16 protein-coding genes are annotated in these 19,332 nt (G+C 59.7%); 9 read left to right on the top strand and 7 right to left on the bottom strand.

The window, feature by feature from the left end:
* Nucleotides 1–113: 113 nt before the first annotated feature.
* Entirely contained in the window at nt 114–323 is a 210-nt protein-coding gene (locus tag DVJ77_RS18915) for an MbtH family protein (RefSeq protein WP_114847098.1), read from the bottom strand.
* Between the two features lie 2 nt (nt 324–325).
* On the opposite strand from DVJ77_RS18915, the gene DVJ77_RS21215 reads away from it, so the two are divergent.
* The 7 genes from DVJ77_RS21215 (at nt 326) to DVJ77_RS18885 (ending at nt 5,876) form a co-directional block, all read left to right on the top strand.
* Entirely contained in the window at nt 326–550 is a 225-nt protein-coding gene (locus DVJ77_RS21215; RefSeq protein WP_162791577.1) for a hypothetical protein, read from the top strand.
* 481 nt (nt 551–1,031) lie between these two features.
* Nucleotides 1,032–1,457: a RidA family protein gene (locus tag DVJ77_RS18910; protein WP_114847089.1), complete on the top strand. Its 426-nt coding sequence runs from the start codon at nt 1,032–1,034 to the stop codon at nt 1,455–1,457.
* Between the two features lie 30 nt (nt 1,458–1,487).
* A complete protein-coding gene (locus tag DVJ77_RS18905) occupies nt 1,488–2,306 on the top strand; it encodes a thioesterase II family protein (RefSeq protein ID WP_114847088.1) in 819 nt (272 codons plus the stop codon).
* 247 nt (nt 2,307–2,553) lie between these two features.
* Nucleotides 2,554–3,237, top strand: a complete 684-nt coding sequence (locus tag DVJ77_RS18900) for a hypothetical protein (RefSeq protein ID WP_162791576.1) — start codon at nt 2,554–2,556, stop codon at nt 3,235–3,237.
* Between the two features lie 96 nt (nt 3,238–3,333).
* Nucleotides 3,334–3,693, top strand: a complete 360-nt coding sequence (locus DVJ77_RS18895) for a DUF1428 domain-containing protein (protein WP_114847086.1) — start codon at nt 3,334–3,336, stop codon at nt 3,691–3,693.
* A 447-nt stretch (nt 3,694–4,140) separates the two neighbouring features.
* Nucleotides 4,141–4,863: a hypothetical protein gene (locus DVJ77_RS18890; protein ID WP_225428090.1), complete on the top strand. Its 723-nt coding sequence runs from the start codon at nt 4,141–4,143 to the stop codon at nt 4,861–4,863.
* Nucleotides 4,860–5,876: a methyltransferase gene (locus tag DVJ77_RS18885; protein ID WP_114847085.1), complete on the top strand. Its 1,017-nt coding sequence runs from the start codon at nt 4,860–4,862 to the stop codon at nt 5,874–5,876. The genes DVJ77_RS18890 and DVJ77_RS18885 overlap by 4 nt, the downstream gene beginning before the upstream one ends.
* Before the next feature lie 103 nt (nt 5,877–5,979).
* Here DVJ77_RS18885 and DVJ77_RS18880 read toward each other — a convergent pair whose 3' ends face one another.
* On the bottom strand, nt 5,980–7,767 hold the full coding sequence (locus DVJ77_RS18880) for a hybrid sensor histidine kinase/response regulator (RefSeq protein ID WP_114847084.1): 1,788 nt from the start codon (nt 7,765–7,767) through the stop codon (nt 5,980–5,982).
* Between the two features lie 176 nt (nt 7,768–7,943).
* Entirely contained in the window at nt 7,944–8,318 is a 375-nt protein-coding gene (locus DVJ77_RS18875) for a hypothetical protein (RefSeq protein WP_114847083.1), read from the bottom strand.
* A 396-nt stretch (nt 8,319–8,714) separates the two neighbouring features.
* Here DVJ77_RS18875 and DVJ77_RS18870 point away from each other — a divergent pair, with 396 nt between their 5' ends.
* Together DVJ77_RS18870 and DVJ77_RS18865 are read left to right on the top strand one after the other, a co-directional pair.
* Nucleotides 8,715–8,960 carry a hypothetical protein gene (locus DVJ77_RS18870; protein WP_114847082.1) on the top strand — a complete coding sequence of 82 codons (246 nt, stop codon included), beginning with the start codon at nt 8,715–8,717 and terminating at the stop codon, nt 8,958–8,960.
* Between the two features lie 56 nt (nt 8,961–9,016).
* The gene (locus DVJ77_RS18865) at nt 9,017–9,832 is read left to right on the top strand and encodes a BTB/POZ domain-containing protein (protein WP_114847081.1); all 816 of its coding nucleotides are present in this window, start codon (nt 9,017–9,019) and stop codon (nt 9,830–9,832) included.
* A 15-nt stretch (nt 9,833–9,847) separates the two neighbouring features.
* Here the strand turns inward: DVJ77_RS18865 and DVJ77_RS18860 are convergent, their stop codons facing one another.
* The 4 genes from DVJ77_RS18860 to DVJ77_RS18845 form a co-directional block, all read right to left on the bottom strand.
* Nucleotides 9,848–14,068 (bottom strand): beta strand repeat-containing protein, encoded by a 4,221-nt coding sequence (locus DVJ77_RS18860; protein WP_162791575.1) that lies wholly within the window; start codon nt 14,066–14,068, stop codon nt 9,848–9,850.
* A 45-nt stretch (nt 14,069–14,113) separates the two neighbouring features.
* On the bottom strand, nt 14,114–15,805 hold the full coding sequence (locus DVJ77_RS18855) for a ShlB/FhaC/HecB family hemolysin secretion/activation protein (RefSeq protein ID WP_114847079.1): 1,692 nt from the start codon (nt 15,803–15,805) through the stop codon (nt 14,114–14,116).
* On the bottom strand, nt 15,802–17,931 hold the full coding sequence (locus DVJ77_RS18850) for a CHAT domain-containing protein (protein WP_225428089.1): 2,130 nt from the start codon (nt 17,929–17,931) through the stop codon (nt 15,802–15,804). The genes DVJ77_RS18855 and DVJ77_RS18850 overlap by 4 nt, the downstream gene beginning before the upstream one ends.
* Nucleotides 17,932–18,059: 128 nt before the next feature.
* The gene (locus DVJ77_RS18845; protein ID WP_114847078.1) at nt 18,060–19,256 is read right to left on the bottom strand and encodes a sensor histidine kinase; all 1,197 of its coding nucleotides are present in this window, start codon (nt 19,254–19,256) and stop codon (nt 18,060–18,062) included.
* Between the last annotated feature and the right edge of the window lie 76 nt (nt 19,257–19,332).

Below are 19,332 nucleotides of genomic sequence, written 5' to 3'. Positions count from 1 at the left end.
CTGCACCCGCGAACGGGCGAAATAGGATCATCAGCCGTATCCGTGATTTCGGGCAATAAATACCCATGCCGATGCCTGTGGCATCAGCCGAACATCGAACGGAATGGATTGGTTTAGCCGCCCATGGCGACAATGAGGCTTTTGGGGCGCATGTCGGTCCAATTCGCCTCAATATAATCGAGGCAGGCCTGGCGATTATCTATGGGGTGCGCAATAGTCCATCCGTCAGGCACTTCGGCAAATGCGGGCCATAATGAATGCTGCAGTTCGTCATTGACCAGAACAAGATACGAAGCGTCTTTATCTTCAAATGGATTAGTCACAGTTGCCCATCCCCGTTTATGATCGTAAAACACCGCATGCTGCAATGCGCTGTGTTGGCCTGGACGGATCTTTCGATCCTCTGATTATCAAAAGACTATTTCAAAATGATGATTGCAATGTTTTAAACAAAAAAACATCTGCTGAAACAGTCAGCAGGCAAGAGCAATGCATTGTTTTCCCCCATCTCGCCGATGCCACCCCTGACACCCGCTGGCACATGAATTGAGTTCTGAGGGTCGGCGTCAACGGCGCCGCTCATCATCCTTCAATCGTCAGTCTGCAGAATAGCTCCATTGCGATCTGCTTCTCGGCCTAATCATGCCGGCCATAAACCTGGAAAGCCTTTGCTGTCGTTATCCATTAATTACCATCGGCGCATTTCCGGTTGATGTCAGCCGTTACGCTGATTTCACTTTCAAGGGCGAAGATAGTTAGTGGCAACGTCGCAGGTGTCCTGTTTACACGTTTCCAGTATTAAGCGGATCTATATAAAAACTCCTTTTCTCACAAGCTCTTCGAGAGCCTAGCATGCTGCTCAAACTTGGGACAAGTAGGAAAAGATCCTATATTTTGAAGCTGTGAAAGGGTCATCACAATGACCCACTTGCAGATTATTTTTAGAAGTCTTCACGTGATTTTCACGCATGTATTCACATGACTTTCACATAATTATATTCACGCGGTTTTCACATTGAAGGAAGCGGTAAATGAAAAGAGAAGGTATAAATCCCGTCGGCTCGGCATTTATGGCGGCCGACGGCACCTCCATCTTCGACAAGTTCGGTTATTCGGCCGCGGTGCGGGCGGGAGATTTCGTCTACGCTGCGGGCCAGATCGGCCTGAACCCCGACGGCTCGCAGCCCGAGCAGGACGATATGCAGATGGTCAATGCTTTCGATCGTTTGAAGATCGTGCTTGAGGCCGCCGGATCGTCGCTCGACGAAGCCGTCGAACTGGTCAGCTATCACGTACATATGCAACGACACCTGCAGAAGTTCGTGGAGATCAAAGGGCGCTATCTCCGTGCGCCTTTTCCGGCCTGGACCGCGCTGGAGGTCGCCGGCCTCGCCAGGCCTGGATTGGTGATCGAGATCAAGGCCATTGCGTATTCGCCCAGATCAAACTCTCATTGACAGTCATCAGGACATGCCTCAAGGATCTTCATGCACACCGGACATTGGTTTACTACGCTGAAGCAAGCCAGCGCATCCAGGCTCACGCTCGTGTTCTTTCATCACGCCGGCGGAAACTCCGGCTTCTATCGTGAGTTGAGCAAACTCATCGCCAGCGACGTGCGCATCGTGGCGATCGATCTGCCGGGTCGCGGCAAGCGTTTCAATGAGCCCTTGATCGACGACCTGGATCACGCCGCCGACGAAATAGAGCAAGCCCTCCTGCGCGAAAGAGTGGCTGTACCGACGCACAGTCTGGTCTTCTTCGGACATAGTGTCGGCGCCAAGCTTGCCTTTGCCGTGACCCAGCGGCTTGAACGCGCGGGCGCCGTGGTTCCGGCACACCTGATTATTTCCGGTTCGCGAGCGCCCCATTTGCCGCGCCTGAAACCGATGACGCACGATCTGCCCAAGAGCGAACTCATCCGTGAGCTGCACAATTACGGCAGCACACCCGAATCCGTTCTCGCCGACGATGATCTGCTGGACCTGTTGATACCGATGCTGCGTTCGGACTTCAAGATGGCCGAAAAGTATCTGCATAAGAACACCGCGCCGGTGGCTTGCGACCTCAGCGTTTTCGGTGGCGACGCCGACAATACCGTGGAGTCCGAATCGCTTTATGCATGGTCCGGCCATACCAAGGGCAGTTGCGAGGTGCAACTATTCCCTGGCGGCCATTTCTTTCTTCATCAGGATGAGTACAAGATCGCGGGCGCCATTGATGCCGTGCTGGCAAAAGTGATGCATCGGGCCGCGACAACTGGGTTGAAATCGGTCGCCATGGATACCGTTGGCGGTGGTGCCTAATGCGGGAATGGGCTGTGGCGGCGAGATGCGCGATAGCTACCCGTCGGCTCACGGAGCATAAGTCGGGTTCCGTGGGCCTTACCAGGTAGATACGGCCTGGATAAAGTTTTATTACTCACAACCGCTGGATTATCTGGCGATTGTATAAATGGCATGAAAGTTTGCTGCTTGCCGCGATCGGGGATAGATTACCGCCCACATTGTGAGCTTCAGGGGTGTTGTCATGCAGCACTATAGAAGTTGGGCCGTGGCGTTGATCTACGCGCTTCTCATGTTTATCGGGATGCCGAATACAAGCAAGGCTGCCGATCTATTTAACAACACGAACCGGGCGCAGGTGAATAACTGCCAGCAGCCCGTAGTCAATTGCTCGCCCAGATTTTTACTGAGCGCACCGGCGACGATTGATGAGATCCAGACCTACCATCGGGCAGGTGCGGCTCCTGCCGGCAAGTCGATCGGTCTCCGAGATGCAAGCGGCAGCATGGTGGCGGGACCTTTCCCGGTCACCACCCAGCCGGCCTCGCCGGGCTTCGAAAATTGGATCGCGTCCGTTGGGGGCCAGCAATTGCCTGCCGGCACTTATACGGTGATCGATTCACAGGCGGATATGTGGTCGCAGAATGCCCGATCCTGCGACGGACCCGGCGTTGTCGGGGCCGCGTGCAACAAGGGCTTTGCCATCGTGCGGGGTGGCAACCCGCCGGTTCCGCCGCCGGGTGCCGACGCCAGCATTACCGACTGCTCCGCGACATGCACGGTGCCGCCGGCAACCACCTCTCCGCCGGCTTTCGCCTGCTCGGCGCACGGACCCAAGTCGACCTGCAAGCGAGCGGCGGCATCAGCCGATAACCCTGGTGGTGGCGTCATGTGCACGGATGGCAAGAATGTCACGACTTGCAATTGCCAAACGGGTTGCACCACGCACTGACCGATACCAGGCTTAGTCATGCAGTGTCGGTGCCGCCGAATGGCGCCTTGGTAAACCGACCTGCATAGCCGGGATTCAATAACTCAGGAGCAATCCATGAACTACGTTGACGGCTTCGTCGTGCCCGTACCCAAGAAAAACCTGGCGGCCTATCGCCGCATCGCGCGCATAGCGGGAAAAGTCTGGCGCGAACACGGTGCATTGGAGTTCTATGAATGCGTCGGTGACGACGTGAAGATTGGCATACACACTTCGTTCCCGCAGGCGGTCAAGCTCAAGAAGGGTGAGACGGTCGTGTTTTCATGGATTGTCTATAAATCGCGCGCGGCCCGCGACCGCATCAATGCGAAGGTCATGAGCGACCCGCGTTTGGCCGGCATGATTAATTCGAAGACCCTGCCTTTCGATGGCAAGCGCCTGATCTTTGGGGGCTTCAAGATCATGGTCGAGCTTTGAGATCGCCTCGGCTTATTCAGCTATATGCATTGCCTGGCGTCCTCCCGGTAAGGCGACGCATCGAGTTTTGGCCGATTATTCTGTTCGATATCCGCATTTAAATACTCGACGAACGCCGTACAGGCTTTCGCCAGCCGTATTCAATGGCAGGGCACGCGCAGCGCTGCGCAACGATTGGGCGAGGAGTTCGGCCGACTTGTTAGGGCGCTCCTTAATTATTTGCGTATGGAAGTGCTAATTGCTTCACGTTGCGAAGGATTCTGTCGTAGTAATTGTGTGGTACTGGACAGGTAGATTTTTCTACTGATTAACGTTTTAAAAAATAAGCGTATTTCACATGTCTTATGCCTGCCGCCGTATGGTCTTCGGTGGCGGGATTTCAGTAACCCTCATCTTGTCGTGGCCGGGGCCGGGGGGGCGCCAATGAAAAGTGTGCTCGCTCATATCATGCGGAAAAAGCGTGAATATGCATTGCTGCCATTATTCGACATCTTGCGGGACGATTCGATTTCGCCCGAGCAGCGACTGGGCTTTATGCCCGGTTTTGCATTTTTCATCATGGCGTTCGGTGATCTAAATAAATACGTGCTTCGTACAGATAACCCGCTGGATGCATGTCAGGAACAAGTGAATATGCATACGCTGGAGGACGATCACCATTGGCCATGGTATCTGGAGGATCTACAAAAGCTCGGCTACGACCGCCCCACCACGATGGTGGAGTCATTGCGTGACTTATGGAGTGACGAGCATCGGCAGGCGCGCCTGCTGATGTATCGAATGTGCGCCATGGTCGATGGCGCCAACGGCACCGAGCGGCTGGCCATCATCGAGGCCATCGAAGAGACCGGCCACGTGTTGTTCAGCCTGACCGCTCGTCTGGCCCATGCGATACACGGCCGTACCGGCACGGATCTGCGCTATTGCGGTGACTTTCATCTTGCATTGGAATCGGGTCATGCGCAGAACGGCGATCACGCCGAATTGGCACGTATTTCGTTGAGCGAAGATCTCAGGCTGCGTTGTCTGACGCTGGTGGATCAAGTGTTCGAGGCCTTCACCGCATGGACGTATGAGGCTGCCGATCATATCCGCCGAGCTTCCGCCGATAAGTTATTTATTCCCCCGGCAATCACTGCTCCGATCGCTTATTCGGCGAGGTTTGTATGAAACTGTCACGTCCGCGGGTCGAGGATGCCGCCGTACTCGATGTCACCCTGAACTTGTTCGCCTATCCGGCCATGCTGGTGGCTCATCGCTTAGGGTTGTTCCGGCAGTTGGCGCAAGGTCCGCGCTCGTTGCAGGCATTGATCGAGACGATGCAATTGGCGCGCCGACCGCTGGAGGCCTTGCTTAATACGGCGGCGGCTTTGGGTTTTGTCGCGCGGGCGAATGGCGTATTCAGCCTTACGACGCTGGCGGAGGATTATCTGTTGGATACCGGTCCGGCGTATTTCGGGTACTTCTGGGATCTTATGCTCGATAACGGGGATACCTACGCGGCACCGCAGCTTGAGAGGGCTGTGCGCAATAATTCATCGCAAGCCTACGGCGAGCAGGATATTTTTCGCTCGCATGAGCAGCAGCTAGAGCAGGGACGTCGCTTCACCCGTGCCATGCATAGTCTGAGCATGGGACATGCCAGCGCCTGGCCGCGATTGATCGATCTTTCCAATCATCGTGTTTTTCTCGATGTGGGCGGCGGCTCGGGGGCTCATGCCATCGGTGCGGTATCGGCATGGGAGACATTGCGGGCGGTGATCTACGACTTGCCGGCCATTTGCGAAATGAGCGGCGAGTTTGTCGTGCCGTACGGTTTAGGGGCGCGGATCACCAGCCATGCCGGCGATATGTGGATGGATCCATTTCCTTCGGCGGACCTGCATTTTTATTCGAATATTTTTCATGACTGGACCCCCGAGAAATGCAAGTTCCTCGCCGCCAAGAGCTTCGATGCGCTTCCGTCGGGCGGGCGCATCGTCTTGCACGAGGTACTTTACGACGACGATAAGACCGGGCCTTTCGCCGCCGCCGCTTTCAGCGTGGTCATGCTTGGCTGGACCGAGGGCGAGCAATATTCGGGGCTGGAACTGCGATCCCTGCTGGAGCAGGTCGGCTTCCGGCAGACGCAGGTGATTCCCAGTGCCGGCCACTACAGTCTGGTCACTGGGATCAAGCCATGATGTGCGGAATGAACTGCTAAGAGATCTCGGAGCTGTCACTTGGCACGTTGGGTCTGACGCCATCATCGGCGCGGGCTACGCGAATAGCGTGAACAGGCCCTAGTCAGGTTGGTTTGATACCCGCCATGCTGGCTACGGTCGCGACCAATTTCAACGGGGCAAATGGCTTGGCGAGTACCTGTATCGCAGGATGAGCAGCGGAGAAGGTTGTTTTGAGAGTCTCATTGGTTGAGATCAGCAAGAATCGCATCTTGGGATGCAGTTTGCCGACTTGCTCCAGCACATCGCCGCCGGTGCCGTCAGGAAGATGGAAGTCGCTTATCAGCAGATCCAATGTTTCGGCACGCTGTGCGAGGCGGATAGCGTCCTGACGGTTTCCTGCGGCCAACACGTGCGCGCCTGCGGAGCGCAGCGCATCGGCAAGCAGGGTACGCAACGTCTCGTCGTCTTCGACCAAAAGCAGGTTGAGGCCGAGTACCGAGGCGGGAGCGACAAGCTGCTGCGCTTCGTTAGCCAGTGGCAGCACGAGATTGAGCGTCGTGCCGTGACCTGGCTCGCTCGTCACTTCAATGTGACCGGCAGCTTCGTCGACGAAACGTTTGACCACGGCCAGGCCGATGCCGGAGCCGAGATAGTTGGGCTTGGTGGTGTAGAACGGCTCGAACAATCGGTCGAGCGTTTCCGCCGCCATACCTGTGCCGTTGTCGGCAAGTGTGAGTACGACCTGGCCATCTCTGGCATCCGTTTTCAAGCTGAAGACGCCACCATCAGGCATGGCGTCGCGCGCATTGGTGGCGATGTTCAATAGCGCCAGTTCAAACTCGACTCGATTGAGGCGGACGAGCAGTGCCTGCTCGCTGATCTGTGCGCGCAGTTCAATGCGCTTGCCGAAAATCTGTTGAATCAGCGGCAACATGTCTTCAATAGCGGCATGGATGTTGAATACTTCGGACGCGTTTTGCTCGATGCGGCCCAGGCTCAGGATGCGACGCACCGCCAGTGCGCCACGCTGGGCGGCCAGCTTGATGCCGTCGAGCGAGTCAACCGCGACCTTGTGCTTGTCGATGGCGTCGGGGCGACTGGCATAGCCCATGATGACGCCCAGAATATTATTGAAGTCGTGTGCAAGACCGCTGGACACGCGGCCGACCGCTTCGATCTTCTGGGACTGTACCAGCATGGATTGCGAGCGCTCTTTCTCGATGATTTCCTGCTCCAGCGCATGCCGCATGTGCTGCAGTTCCTCACCGCGCCGGTTAGCCAGGCTAAGCGTTTCGCGCAACGCGGATACGGCGCGATCCAGAATGACGGCGACCACCGCGAAGCCGATGCCGCTGCGCAGAAAGGTGACTATATGAGGGCCATGACTGCCCGATGCGTCGTGCATGATATCGACAGCGGCCCCGAGGCCGAGGATGCCGAGCAGTGCGAGCAGAATGAGCCAGAGGGCGCGGCGATTCAGCAGCAAGCCGCCCAGCACGATGGGAAATACATGTGTGACTTGCACATGCAGTTCTTCGTCGAGGCCGGTAAGCCCATAAGACAAGCCCATCAAGGCCAGCGACATGGCAAGGAACAGGCCGATGGCGAGCTTGAAGCGGCCTCGGCGCAACAGCACGAGACTGGTCAGCGGCACCAGCGTGCTCACCAGAGTGATCCCTTCGATGAGATAGTCGATGGGCATAACGCCATGCATCAGCATGACCCAGCGCGGTATCGACAAAAGCGGCGTGCCGATACAGAAAATCAGCAGAAGAACCTGTGTCATCGGTGCGTTGCGCCGATCCACCGGGTCGGCGATCGGGACATTGCCTAGCCATCGGGCGAGTAGACGGAACGGATTGTAGGAACGGCGAAGCGAAGCCTCGGCGGCCCATGTGCTGGATGACATATGTTTTCCCCTGAATTCAAGGGAGACAGCATTGCGCAGGCGGCGGTATCAAGCAATCCCGAAAAGACGTCATTCGCATTGACTGGTCGGGGGTTGCCCGAAACACGCGCGCAAAAGCCGGGATCCGGGTGCGATACCCGGATCCCGGCTGCGTAATTTGATTCAATAACGACTAATCAGGAGCACGAAATATACTGGTACGAGTGGTCGTAGAAATATATCCACGCCAGGCGGGCGATGGCATTGCCGGAAGAATCATTGGTCGCAAAGGGATATAAATCATTGACCCCTTTGACATACCAGTCGCTCCAGCCACCGCTGAACCACTGCAGTTTATAAGCCACGATTTGCCTTCCATAGACTTGCCTGTCCAAGTTCCTGTTCAACCCACCTGCCGCCCAGGTGGCATTGCCATTGGGGCCGACCGGCGCGCTATCGCTACCAGTCTGAGTGCAGTTTTGTTGCGTGCCGGTATTGGCGATATCGGCGTAGGCCGAACTCGTCATTCCAATAGCAAAAAGCAGGGCAGTAGCGGAAAGCAACTTTTTCATTACCGTCTCCTCATGATATGGAAGTGCTATTTAAGGTGATATGAAAGTGCCCCTTCGGGCAGTCGTTGTTTCATTTGCTGCAATACGTTATTAGCCTGTGTGGAGTTGGCCTTTTCCGTTGTGCTGCTTTTTTAGCTTGTATGGCGGTGCGTGTAATCGTCGTGAATGACTTGCGCGGAAATAAAATATTAATTTTTCCATATCATGGTTGGATTTAAATCGTGGTTAATGATTGTTTTGTGATTAAGCTTGGAGGCTGGGGTGGTAGTAGAAAATACCTTTACAGATGGCGTGCGAATATCCAGGGGGCGCAGCGAGTCGCCCGTCGTTTGACTGCTTTGATACCATCCATGACGGTATCCACCGTGGTGGCGGAGAAAGGGGAGGAGTTCGCGTATGTCGAAAGCATTCCTTGGAAAGTTTCAACTCGATGTCACCGTCGTTGGCGGGCAGGGGCCTGGCGCAGTGCACGTGCATGGTCATTGGGCCATTTACGACCTGACCATTAGCGCCACTGATCCCATAGAACAAGGTCAATGTCCTAATGAACGGGAAAGCCTGGACGATGCGATCAATGACGCGACGCGCTTCGGCGAGGCGCGGATGAGTGATCTTCACGAAGCAGATTCGGCGGTTCAGTAAGCTAGGTTTTATGGGTATGACAAAGCCCGTTTACTACGCACAGACGGAGGCGGGTAATGGAGATCGCGATATCGTCACAAACCCTGCAAGGGCGGCGATTGATGGTTGGTACGCCCATGTATGGCGGGCAGGCCACCGGGCCTTTCTTGCACTCGCTCTGCGAGCTCACCCAGTTGTGCGCCAGCCTTGGCGTGGCGCTGGATACGCGGTTTGTGCTGAATGAGTCGTTGATTCCGCGCGCACGAGCCGAGATTGCCGCGAACTTTCTGCATTCGGACAGTACGCATCTGCTTTTCATCGACGCCGATATTGGCTTCAAGGCGCACGATGCACTGAGTCTTTTATGGCTCGCCGACGAGAACAGTCCCTACGACGTCATCGCCGGCGCCTATCCGCGCAAGCAGATTGCGTGGGATCAATTAAGCCGCGCGGTGGCGATGGGCATTACGGATGCCGATACGCTAAGCCAACTGGCCTCGCCATTGGTGTTCAACCCGTTGCCGGAAGCGCGCGGCCGGGTGCCGCTGGGCGAACCGCTGGAGGTGGCCGAGGTCGGCTGCGGCTTCATGCTGATCCGGCGCGTCAGTTTCGCGTTATTCGAGCGGCACTACCCGGAGCAGCGCTATCGCAGCGACGATCCTTCGATAGCCGAGGAGCAGCGCGAGCGCGTGATGTATTTCGACTGCGGCATCGACCCCGCAACCCGTCGCTATCTGTCCGAGGACTACTGGTTCTGCCAGCGGTTGCGCGCGGTCGGCGGACATATCTGGCTGTGCCCGTGGATCGTGCTGGAGCATATGGGGTCGATGGTGTATCGCGCCGATCCGGCCATGCTGGCACGCATCGGCGTGCCGCTGGCCGGAGGGCGTTGAGTAGGTTTGCGTCGCTTAGAAATCGCCGCAGCTATTCTTTTGCCGGGTGGATACGCAATTGGCGAGATTGGGCCGCGAGCGCACGCGCGCCCACTCCCGCGTCAGGGTATCGCCATCCTGGCCACGGCTACCGCTCGTCAAGTCGATAGCCGGGCACAATCCCACGATGCCGAAGTTGCGGTCGTATACGTAAGTGGATGGTGTATCGCGGACCAGGTCGAGGGTATAGATCTGCCGCGGTGCGGTGATGGTCAATGCTGTCGCGTTGCTGCCCGCCTGGATAAGTACGTAGTTTGCTGCGCTGAGGCCGCTACCGTCGATGGCGTAGTTGCCAGTCGGCGAGTTTGGCGTGGCTGGCGATTGGAACGACAGCGTGCCGGTCGTGGCGCTGGTCAGCGTGTCGCCATTGCGGAAACCGCTGACGGTTCCGTTAAACAAACCGTTAGGTGCGCCTAAGCTGCGCTGCGATGCATCGGCGGTATATAGCAGGTTCGCCGGAGTGACTTGCAAGGCGGTAGCGTTGCCGGGCGCTTGCATCAGCAAGTAGTCCCCAGCCTGGAGTCCGCCACCGGCGACGGCATAGCTGCCCACGTTGGAACCTTGGTTGGCAGTGGTGGTGAAACTGAGGTTGCCGGTGGTCGCGGTAGCCAGCGTGTCGCTATTGCGGAAGCCCGTAACGCTGCCACCCAAGATGCCGTTAGGGTCGCCGTATGGGCGGCGGTAGCCATCGGCGACATAGAACAAGGTTGCCGGGGTTACTGTCAGCGCTCCCGGTACAACGGTCAATTGATAGCCTGTCGGAGAAACAAAACTGCTGTTGATCGCGTAGTTGCCGACATGGCTGGCTTGAGTGGCCGTAGTGACAGGTGCTCCATTAATGGCGCTGTTGAGCTGATCGCCGAATAGCAGTCCGTTGACGGTGTAGGTCAGTACCGGGTTGGCGAGGCCATACTGCCGACTGAAGCTGTCGATGCTGATGGTCGCCGTTGGCCGGGTCGTATAAATGAACTGGCTGGCCTGGGCCGACGGCGATACCGAGCACGTGGCGCCATACGCGCAACCGAACAGATTCGGTTGCGCGCCGTTGCCTGCGAGGCCGCCACGGTTTTCCCCGGTCCAGGTGGACGTCCACACATGCCAATAGCCTGGTGCGTTGATGCTGGCGCCGGCTGGATTCTGCAGGGTGCCGGTAGCGCTATTGGCGATCAGGTCAACCGCGTTGCCGGATACCGGAGCGTTGAGCAGCAGGTTGCCGTTGACGCTTTGTGCAAGCACATGGCCGCCTGCGGAAATGCCGTTGCCGACCAGCGCCGTGGGTGTATTCGCCGCGCTGCCCATGCCGATCGCGTTGACCGCACCGATGCCGACATCGCCCGCATTGTGAAAAATGAAGTCGCCCAGCGCGGAGCCGGCCACGGTGTCGGCCGAGACATGGTTGGCGTCGTTGTCCAATTGCACGCTGCCGCCATTGGAAATCGCCAGCAAGGCCCCTGCGGTGATCGCGCCGACCTGACCGACGCCGGCACTGCCGATAAGCGCAAGCGTGTGGTTGCCGACATCCAGCACACCCGCGCTGTCGTTGCGCGCCACGCCACCGCTGCCGGCTTGCAGTACAAGGTTGCCGCTATAGCCGATATTGCCGGCTTCGGCAGACACGGTGACGTTGCCCGTTTGCGCGGCGCTGCCGAGCACCAGCGTGCCGGTTTGGATGTGATTGAGATCGCCCTGCAGCAGGTTGATGCCGCCGGCATATGTGCTGACGGCGCCGATCTCGATCGGGTCGGCGGTGTCCTCGACCACATTGCCGTTGGTGTCCACGCTACCCCCACGGATATTTACCGTGCCACTGCTATGCACGGTGCCGTCGAGCTGAAGCGGATTACTGGCATCGCCGAGCAGGTTATGGGCGCGCAGCACAATGTTGCCGCTGCCCGCATCGATGGAACTGGGCGAGCCGTTGACGCCGGTACCGGCACCTTCGAGCATGATGCCGCGACCTTGTCCCAGCGATGATCCGGTCAGCAAGATGTCGCCGCTAGTGCTTTGCAGGCTGGTGTGGGTGGTCAGGTCGATACCGTTGCTATAGCTGGGTTGATTGTTCGCAACGAATTGGTCGGCGGCGCCGTAGCCATGCAAGTCGATGGTGCCGCTGCCGGTCTTCAGGATAATGCTGCCGCTGCCATAGCCGGGGTACGCGGTGGAGATGCCGTCGCCCGCGCCGCCGTTGGGTCGGTCGCTGCCGAATCCGCTCATGCGAATATTGCCGCTACTGGTCAGCAACTGGATCGACTGCACATTGGAGATGTCCATGGCGATACCGGAGCCGCCCTGGTCGCCATGGCCGGTGATGGCGATATTGCCGGTGCCCGTGTTGATGGTAGCTCCTTGGCCGAAACCACCCTCGATGAATACGCCAGTTCGCGGCTGGCTGTCGCTGCTCAAGCCCCAGCCGCGCAGCGTTAACTGGCCAGCGGGGGCCGTGTCGCTGCCGCCGCTACGGGTATCGATCATCAGGCCACCATTGCCACCCAAGTTGATGCCGCGCGCATAACCCTGGTTCGGATCGCTTTGCCCATACATCAGGATGTCGCCACCGTTACTCTTAAGCGTGGCGTTGTAGAAGCTGATGGCATCGCCGCCGTTGTATGTCTGCGACATGCTGTTGAAGTACATGTTCAGCGGGCCAGCGTTGGAGACGATGCTGACGTTGGCGTTGCCGCTGATCGTGGTGTCCGCATTGAAACGTAGGTCCAGCGGGGTAGTGCCCTTGTCCCGCTGAATCTGCACACCGCCATTGAAAACGATGCCACTGCTGCCGCCGGCGCTGGTGGCCGAGGTGCCGATGCTTACATGGGTGCCGTTGTTGAGCGCGCGATTGACATCGCTGTCCTGAACGGTGGCGCCGGTGATGACCAAGTACGGAAAGTCCGGGATCTGGCCGGTGACGTTGCCGTTGACGACCTGCAGATTGGTTGCTGCGTTGATTAGCCATTGACCGGGCGTGCCGTTGGCGGCGCCGGCGTCGGCGTGGAACCCGGAGGTATCCATGCCGTTGGACGTAAAGGTTTCGATGCTGCCGCCATGGCCGCCGCTTGCACCGCCGCGAGCGCTGGCACTGCCGAAGGCATACAGGGTCTGGTCACCGATCACAGCGATAGTGCCGCCGTTGCCATTGCCCAGAGCATTGGCCGACAGAATCGTACTAGAGGCCATGCCCAACACATTCGTGGCATGCATGCTGATGGGGCCGGCGTTGAGGCCGTCGGTTACTATTTGTGCCGATCCGTCGGTGCTTACGTTGTAACCGCTGACGGTGACAGATCCGCCCGACACCGTGCTCGTGCCGCCGACGTCGACCATCCCCTGCACAATGACCGAGCCGTTGTTGCCGCCGGAGAGAATGATCTGGCCGTTGCGGCTTTCCAGCGAGCGCGCCTGGGCGAGACCACTCTGATTGACGACGCCGAGGTCGTTGCCTGGGTTCGCGCTTTCGCTAATCAGGGCGATCCTGCCGCCATCGGCGTAGAGCTTGCCGTCGTTGTTGACACCGTTGCCGAAGTTGTACGGCACGTTGATGACCAACTGCGTGAGGCCATCTCCGCCGATGTCGAGCGTGACCTGGTTGCCGCCGCCCATGGCTATCGTTCCGCCGGGCGCGGTGATGGTGCCGTTGTTATAGATGTTGCCAAGCAAAGCCACCGTACCGTTGGGTGCGGCCGTGATCTTCCCTAAGTTGTCGACATGGTTTTCGCTGCCGCTGAAGACAAACTTGCCGCTGGCCAGGCCGCTATTGAAGTCGGCGTTGCTGATATCCAATACCGAGGCCACCAGGCCACCGACATTGACCTGAGCGTTGCTATTGAATAGCACCCCGGCCGTGTTGACCACGAACACACGTCCGTTGGCGCTGAGCATGCCGTCGATCTGCGAGGCGGTACCGCCGGTCACGCGATTCAAGGTCACGCTGTCGGTGCCGGGTTGCTTGAAATCCACGTGGTAACCGTTGGCGATATCGAAATTGTTCCATTCGACGATGCCACCCTTGCTGTGCTGCGTGACCGTCATGGTGTTGCCCACAGTACTGGGCAGGTCGACCTGGCCGGACTTCAGGGCAAAACCGCCCGGCAGGTTCTGCGCCCAGCCAGCCGGTGCGAGCGCCAAGGCAATAGCCAGCGTCAGCGGACGCCGCAGCGAGCGCCATATAAGCGAGGAGCGATGCGAGTATTGCGCCTTCATAACGGGTCTCCGTACCGCCATCGTGAGCAATGGCCGGTGCCGTAGTCAGAAAAATTTCTGGATCTGGAAGAACACGCGAGGTTTCTTGTCGCCACCGCTGGTCACACCCGCGCGCGAGTCGCGCCAGGCCACGGTGAAGTCGACCGCGAAATCGCCCGGCCTGGCCCAGTTCAAACCCACGCCGGGGCCACGCAGACTGCGAATGGGACGTCCATCCGGGGATTGGTGCGAGCGGTTGAGCCAGCCGCGCGAGACGTCGTAGAAGGCATAGGTGGTCAGATCCTTGCGCAGCGCGTAGCGGTATTCGAGATTCGCAATAAAGCCCTGGTCCGCCAGCACCTCGCCTTGCGCGTAAGCGCGAACGGTGTCATGCCCGCCTAGCGAGAGTTTTTCGGATGCATCGAGGTCGTGATTGCTGAGCTGCGCGCCGATGCCCAGGAACAAGGTCTGTTTCGGACTCAGCGCCTGCAGTCGCGAGAACTGAAAAGTAAGCTTGGCGAAGTCGCCGCTGGTGTGATTGCCGTAGGGCCCCTGGTCCAGCGCGCGAAGGTTGGGGTCGGCAATACGCAAGTTGCCCAGATAAAGCACGCCGTTACTGCTGAAGTAGCCGCCGCCGAGCAAATTGTCGCGACGCTCCCACGCCCAGCCGGCGCTGATGCCTTGTACTCGCTTGTGCGATTGGTAATGCACCGCGCGCAACTCGTCGGTCAACTCTTTACGGTCCACCGCCAGCCGCAGAAAAAAATTCTGGCTGCGCTGGCGAACCAGGGGGAAGGTCAGCGAGCCATCGTAAATGCGTGCCCGGCCGATCGCATCCAGCGGCTCGAATTTGCCGCCCAGGCTGTAGTCCGCCTGGGTAGCGCCGACACCGGCACGGATGCCCTCGTGACCTATCGGTGCTTCATAAGAGAGACGTCCGAATGCCGTGCCGCCGTGTTCGGATACCAATGCGCGCAGGTCGAGATTGTCGCCGTAGCCCAAGGGGCTGTTCCAGCGCAATGAACCACCTCCGCGCAGGGTGCCGGCTTCGCGGGTGCCGTAATCGTCGATGCCCAGCGAGACATTGAACGGATGACCTTGCGAGATTTTGACGGTGAGATCGGTGGTGCCCGGCTCCGCACCGGACGACAGCGCGGATTCCGCCTTGATGCCGGGAATGTCAGAGAGCAACAGCATGGTCCGCTCATAGGTTTTGCCATTGAGCGGCTGTCCCGGCACCAGCGGCGCCAGCATGGCGCGAACGCGCTGCTCGCCGATCGGAGCGCCGGCCAATACTTGCAGGTGGATCTGCCCGAGCCGTCCTTCGATGATGCTCAGTTGCACCACGCCGTCCTTCACTTGCTGCACGGGAACCACGGCGGTGGCAAAGACATAGCCGTGTTGGCGATACATCAGGGTGATGCGGTCGGCGACGCGGTCCAGATCGGCCAGGGTGACCGGCTTGCCCAGGTTATCGGCGGCTGCGGCGCGTAGCTGTTGTGCCGAGAAGACGCTTGCACCGTTGAACACCACATCACGCAATACGAAGCTCGCCTGAGCGTCGGTGACAGAGGGCGATGCGGGCAGGTTTTGCGGTTGCTGCATGGCCGGCACCTGGTTGTCCTGCGGCAGGGAAGGTGCGGCCAGGGCTTGCGGGCTCTGCGTGGTCGATTGCCCGAAGACGGGCAGGGCCATCGCACTCAGCGCGATCGACAGCGGCAGGCGGCGACGCAGCGACGCGTTCCTTACAAGCATCATGATTTGGCTCCCACGGTGAGGCGCCAATCGCCGATCACATCGAACGGCGCCCAGAAGAACGGGTGGTCCATGCCCGGCGCCTTCAGTACGGCGATCTGCGCGCGCTGCATGGCTAGCTGCACATCAGTGCCACGGGCCAGCTCGCCGTAGAGGGTGGACATCAACAACGTGGTGGCGTCGTCCGACACCGGCCACAGCGAGACGATCAAGCCGGAGCTGCCGGCGGACAGGAACGAGCGAGTGAAACCGAGTACTTCGTCGCCATCGGCGACCCGACCCAAACCGGATTCACAGGCCGACAAGGTCACCAGCGACACCTTGGACAGGTCCAGCTCCAATACCTCGCGTGCTTCGAGAAAATGCACCTGGCCGTTTTCGCTGGCGAGCAGAATGCGCGAGTAAAGCGGATCGAGGGTGTCCGCCTGCGCGTGCGCCGCGACATGGATCAACGAAGTCGAGCCGGCGATCTGCTCGAACCGACGCTTGGTGGCGTCGCCGTGCAGATACAGTTCGCTGCCCGGATAGACTGCGGCCAGCGCCTTCACCTCGGCCTCCGAGCCGGGCAAGGCATACTGCGGTGCTACATCTGGATTGCCGAAGGCAGCCAGCGTGCCGTGTGCGACAGTGCCGTGCTGGATCAACTGCAAGGCGATGCTGATCGATGGCGTGAACGCGATCGGATGGGTCTCGATCAGATAATGGCCGTCCACGCGCAATGCCTGAAACGGCAGATAGTGCAGGGGGCCGTGAGGGACGATAGTCAGGCGGACTCCCGCCGGCAGGTTCAATGGTTTTATCAGCAGTTCGCCGAGTTGGTCGGCGGCGCCGACCGCGCTGCGCTTGCCGGCGATGACCGCGTTGCGGAAGGCATCGACCAGGCGGACCAGGTCCGCGCGTGAAATCGGATAGCTCTGTTCGCGAATGCCGTCGCTGGCAACCACCCACACCAGCAGGCGGCCGGGCAGCGCATGGAATTCCACCACCCGTTCATCGGGACGCAGGCGCTTTTGCAACTCGGCGACCTCGATCGTCCCGGCGAGATCACTGTGAAGTTTGGCGCGATCGCGCACCTCGTCCAGCAGGGCGCGTGCACGGCTGCGCTCGGAGAGATCGAAAGCCTTCGCCGCCTCGCCATTCTGCGAGTACAGATCGATCGCCTGTTCGAACGCGTTCTGCACGTTGGAGAACAGCCCGATCTTGAATTCTTCGCTACGAAACTGAGCGCGCACATCGTCCAGATGCTGCAAGGCGTTCGCCCAGGTGGCAGCGGCCTGAGCCTTGTCGCCGAGCGCAAGCTGGCTGCGGGCGATACCGTCTTGCGCCCAGAAGCGCTGATAGCCGGCGTCGCTGCCGTCGGCATGGCGTTCGATGCGCTGATACAGCGCCAGCGCATCGGCGGGTTTCTTTTCGGCCAGCAGCAACCGAGCTTCGATGCGCTGCGCCTGGCTGACCAGGGTATCGTCGGTCTGCGCGGTCTTAAGCGCTTGCAGTTGCTCGCGCGCAGCGGCGGTATCGCCCTGATCGATCAGCACGTTGGCAAGCGATAGCTGCACCAGCGATCGGTATTGGTCCGAGCTGGCTTCCATGGCTTGCCGGTAAGCGGCGACCGCATCGGCATATCGGCCCTGGCGCGCGGCGATATCGCCCAGCACCTTGCGCGAGGGACCGGCGACCTTGGCCGGGTCCTTCAACGGAATTTTCAGCGCCTCGTTCGCGAATGCCGAAGCCCGCTCGTCGTCGCCGGCGTAGCCATAGACGATCGCCAGGTCGCGATAAGCGCGAGCCTGCAGCTCACCGTCCTTGCCTTGCTGCGCCAGATAAAGCGCCTGGCTGGCGGCACGCGCGCTGCGGCGAAAGTCGCCCGTCTCGGCCAGGGCGACAGCCTGGCTGCAATATTGGTAGCCATCCATCTTCAAGGGTTGCGCGCCGTACAGCAGTGCGCCGTCGGCACTCAGTGCAAGCGCCGTATCGGCGTCTTCCATGCGCGCCTGTGCGTTGCGCGCCGCCGAGGTGTCGACCGCCATCGGATCGTGCGAGCGCAGGGCCGGTAAATCCTGCGCCGCGCTTGCGCTCGCATAAGCGATGGCGACGGCGGCGAACCGGGTCAACAAGATATGAGATCGCACGTGGTCTCCCTCCAGGGGGCGCTCGGCGGCCGGCATGGTTGCCGGGCCATTCGAGAGTTGCAGGCTAGCCAGCACGAAGACCGCGGCCTATTTGCAGTAGGACATAGCCCGTTCGGCGGACACGCCGGCTATCGCTGTGCGTGCGGCACGCGACGACGACGGCCGATACCGGTGCGTTGTGTGCTCGCCACGCCGGGCAGTTCAAACCAGAACAGACTGCCGCGACCCGGTTCGGAGCGCAGTCCGATGCGTGTGCCAAGCACCCGAGCCACACGTTCGGCGATGGCCAGGCCCAGGCCGTAGCCCTCACCGCGATCAGCGTCGCTGCCATGCAATTGCACGAACTCTTCGAAGATGCGCTGCTGGTGGATGGCCGCGATACCCGGACCGTTGTCGCGTACCTCGATGCGTACGGATGAAGCACGTCGCCGCGCCGCAATCATCACCCGGCCTTGCGTGTAGGTAATCGCGTTAGTGGCGAGCAGAAGCAACAAATGCGTGGTCAGTGCCAGGTCGCCGTGCAGGCCATGATGGCCGCCTCGCCAAACCAGGGTCACGCCGCGTCGCGCGGCTTCCCTGGATAACCAGGATCGATCGCGCAGGAAAAGGTCGGCAGCGAAAAAACGTGCCGGATGGGTCGCGACGATGCCCGCATCGAGCCTGGATATTTCCAGTAAGGCATCAAGCAGCCGGGTCATGGTGGAGATGCTGGCGCGCATCTGCTTCAGTACCGCCTGCTGCTCGTCGATGCCCGGATGCATGCTTGCGGCGAACAGTTGCAAGGCTTGCAGCGGCTGGCGGAAATGGTGTCCGACCTGGGCCATGAACTGTGCCTTGCCACGCATCGCGGCCTGGCTTTGCCGTAGCTGATCCAGTGCGTCGATCGCGCTGCTGCGCTGAATCGAGGCCCAGTCGCGGCGATGCTCGGTCAACCGCGCGGACAGGCGCTGCGCCAATGCATCGAGCTGGTCGAATTCGGCGCTTCCATGGCTCTTCGAGGGCAGCGCCTCGCGCCCCTCAAGCAGGCCGGTAAGCGCCGTCTGCAGTTGCTTCAGCGGGGCCAGCACGCGGTGCTGCAAGCTCCAACGGGATAACAACGCCAGCAACACGATGCTGCTGCCGCAGATGGCTGCGAACCATTCGCTGTGCTCTTGCAAGCTGAGGATGGCCACGACGGCGCCCACGGCAATCGTGCAGGGAAGCGCGACATCGATGAAGAGTCGCGGCAGCAGCCCGAGGTCGTGCAGGTGTTTGACGGGCCGCGCGGCGGCGGTGTCATCGGCGTGGTCCGCCGGGCGGGGCAAGGCGGCTGGCGTGGGCAGCATGTCATCGGCTCACAGGTGGACACGGTGCGACAAGATTTTCGTGCAGCGCTGCCATCAATCTAAAGGTGAATCGGCC

It is taken from the genome of Dyella tabacisoli, assembly GCF_003350925.1.
In the GTDB taxonomy this organism is placed as follows: domain Bacteria; phylum Pseudomonadota; class Gammaproteobacteria; order Xanthomonadales; family Rhodanobacteraceae; genus Dyella_C; species Dyella_C tabacisoli.
The sequence above is the reverse complement of the archived record's forward strand: the minus strand, read 5'-3'. Positions and strand labels throughout refer to the sequence as shown.

Excerpts from the sequence above, each read along its gene's own strand:
- DVJ77_RS18910 (WP_114847089.1), top strand. The coding sequence starts at position 1,032 with ATGAAAAGAGAAGGTATAAATCCCGTCGGCTCGGCATTTATGGCGGCC.
- DVJ77_RS18905 (WP_114847088.1), top strand. The coding sequence starts at position 1,488 with ATGCACACCGGACATTGGTTTACTACGCTGAAGCAAGCCAGCGCATCC.
- DVJ77_RS18895 (WP_114847086.1), top strand. The coding sequence starts at position 3,334 with ATGAACTACGTTGACGGCTTCGTCGTGCCCGTACCCAAGAAAAACCTG.
- DVJ77_RS18890 (WP_225428090.1), top strand. The coding sequence starts at position 4,141 with ATGCGGAAAAAGCGTGAATATGCATTGCTGCCATTATTCGACATCTTG.
- DVJ77_RS18885 (WP_114847085.1), top strand. The coding sequence starts at position 4,860 with ATGAAACTGTCACGTCCGCGGGTCGAGGATGCCGCCGTACTCGATGTC.
- DVJ77_RS18880 (WP_114847084.1), bottom strand. The coding sequence starts at position 7,767 with ATGTCATCCAGCACATGGGCCGCCGAGGCTTCGCTTCGCCGTTCCTAC.
- DVJ77_RS18875 (WP_114847083.1), bottom strand. The coding sequence starts at position 8,318 with ATGAAAAAGTTGCTTTCCGCTACTGCCCTGCTTTTTGCTATTGGAATG.
- DVJ77_RS18870 (WP_114847082.1), top strand. The coding sequence starts at position 8,715 with ATGTCGAAAGCATTCCTTGGAAAGTTTCAACTCGATGTCACCGTCGTT.
- DVJ77_RS18865 (WP_114847081.1), top strand. The coding sequence starts at position 9,017 with ATGGAGATCGCGATATCGTCACAAACCCTGCAAGGGCGGCGATTGATG.
- DVJ77_RS18860 (WP_162791575.1), bottom strand. The coding sequence starts at position 14,068 with ATGAAGGCGCAATACTCGCATCGCTCCTCGCTTATATGGCGCTCGCTG.
- DVJ77_RS18855 (WP_114847079.1), bottom strand. The coding sequence starts at position 15,805 with ATGATGCTTGTAAGGAACGCGTCGCTGCGTCGCCGCCTGCCGCTGTCG.
- DVJ77_RS18845 (WP_114847078.1), bottom strand. The coding sequence starts at position 19,256 with ATGCTGCCCACGCCAGCCGCCTTGCCCCGCCCGGCGGACCACGCCGAT.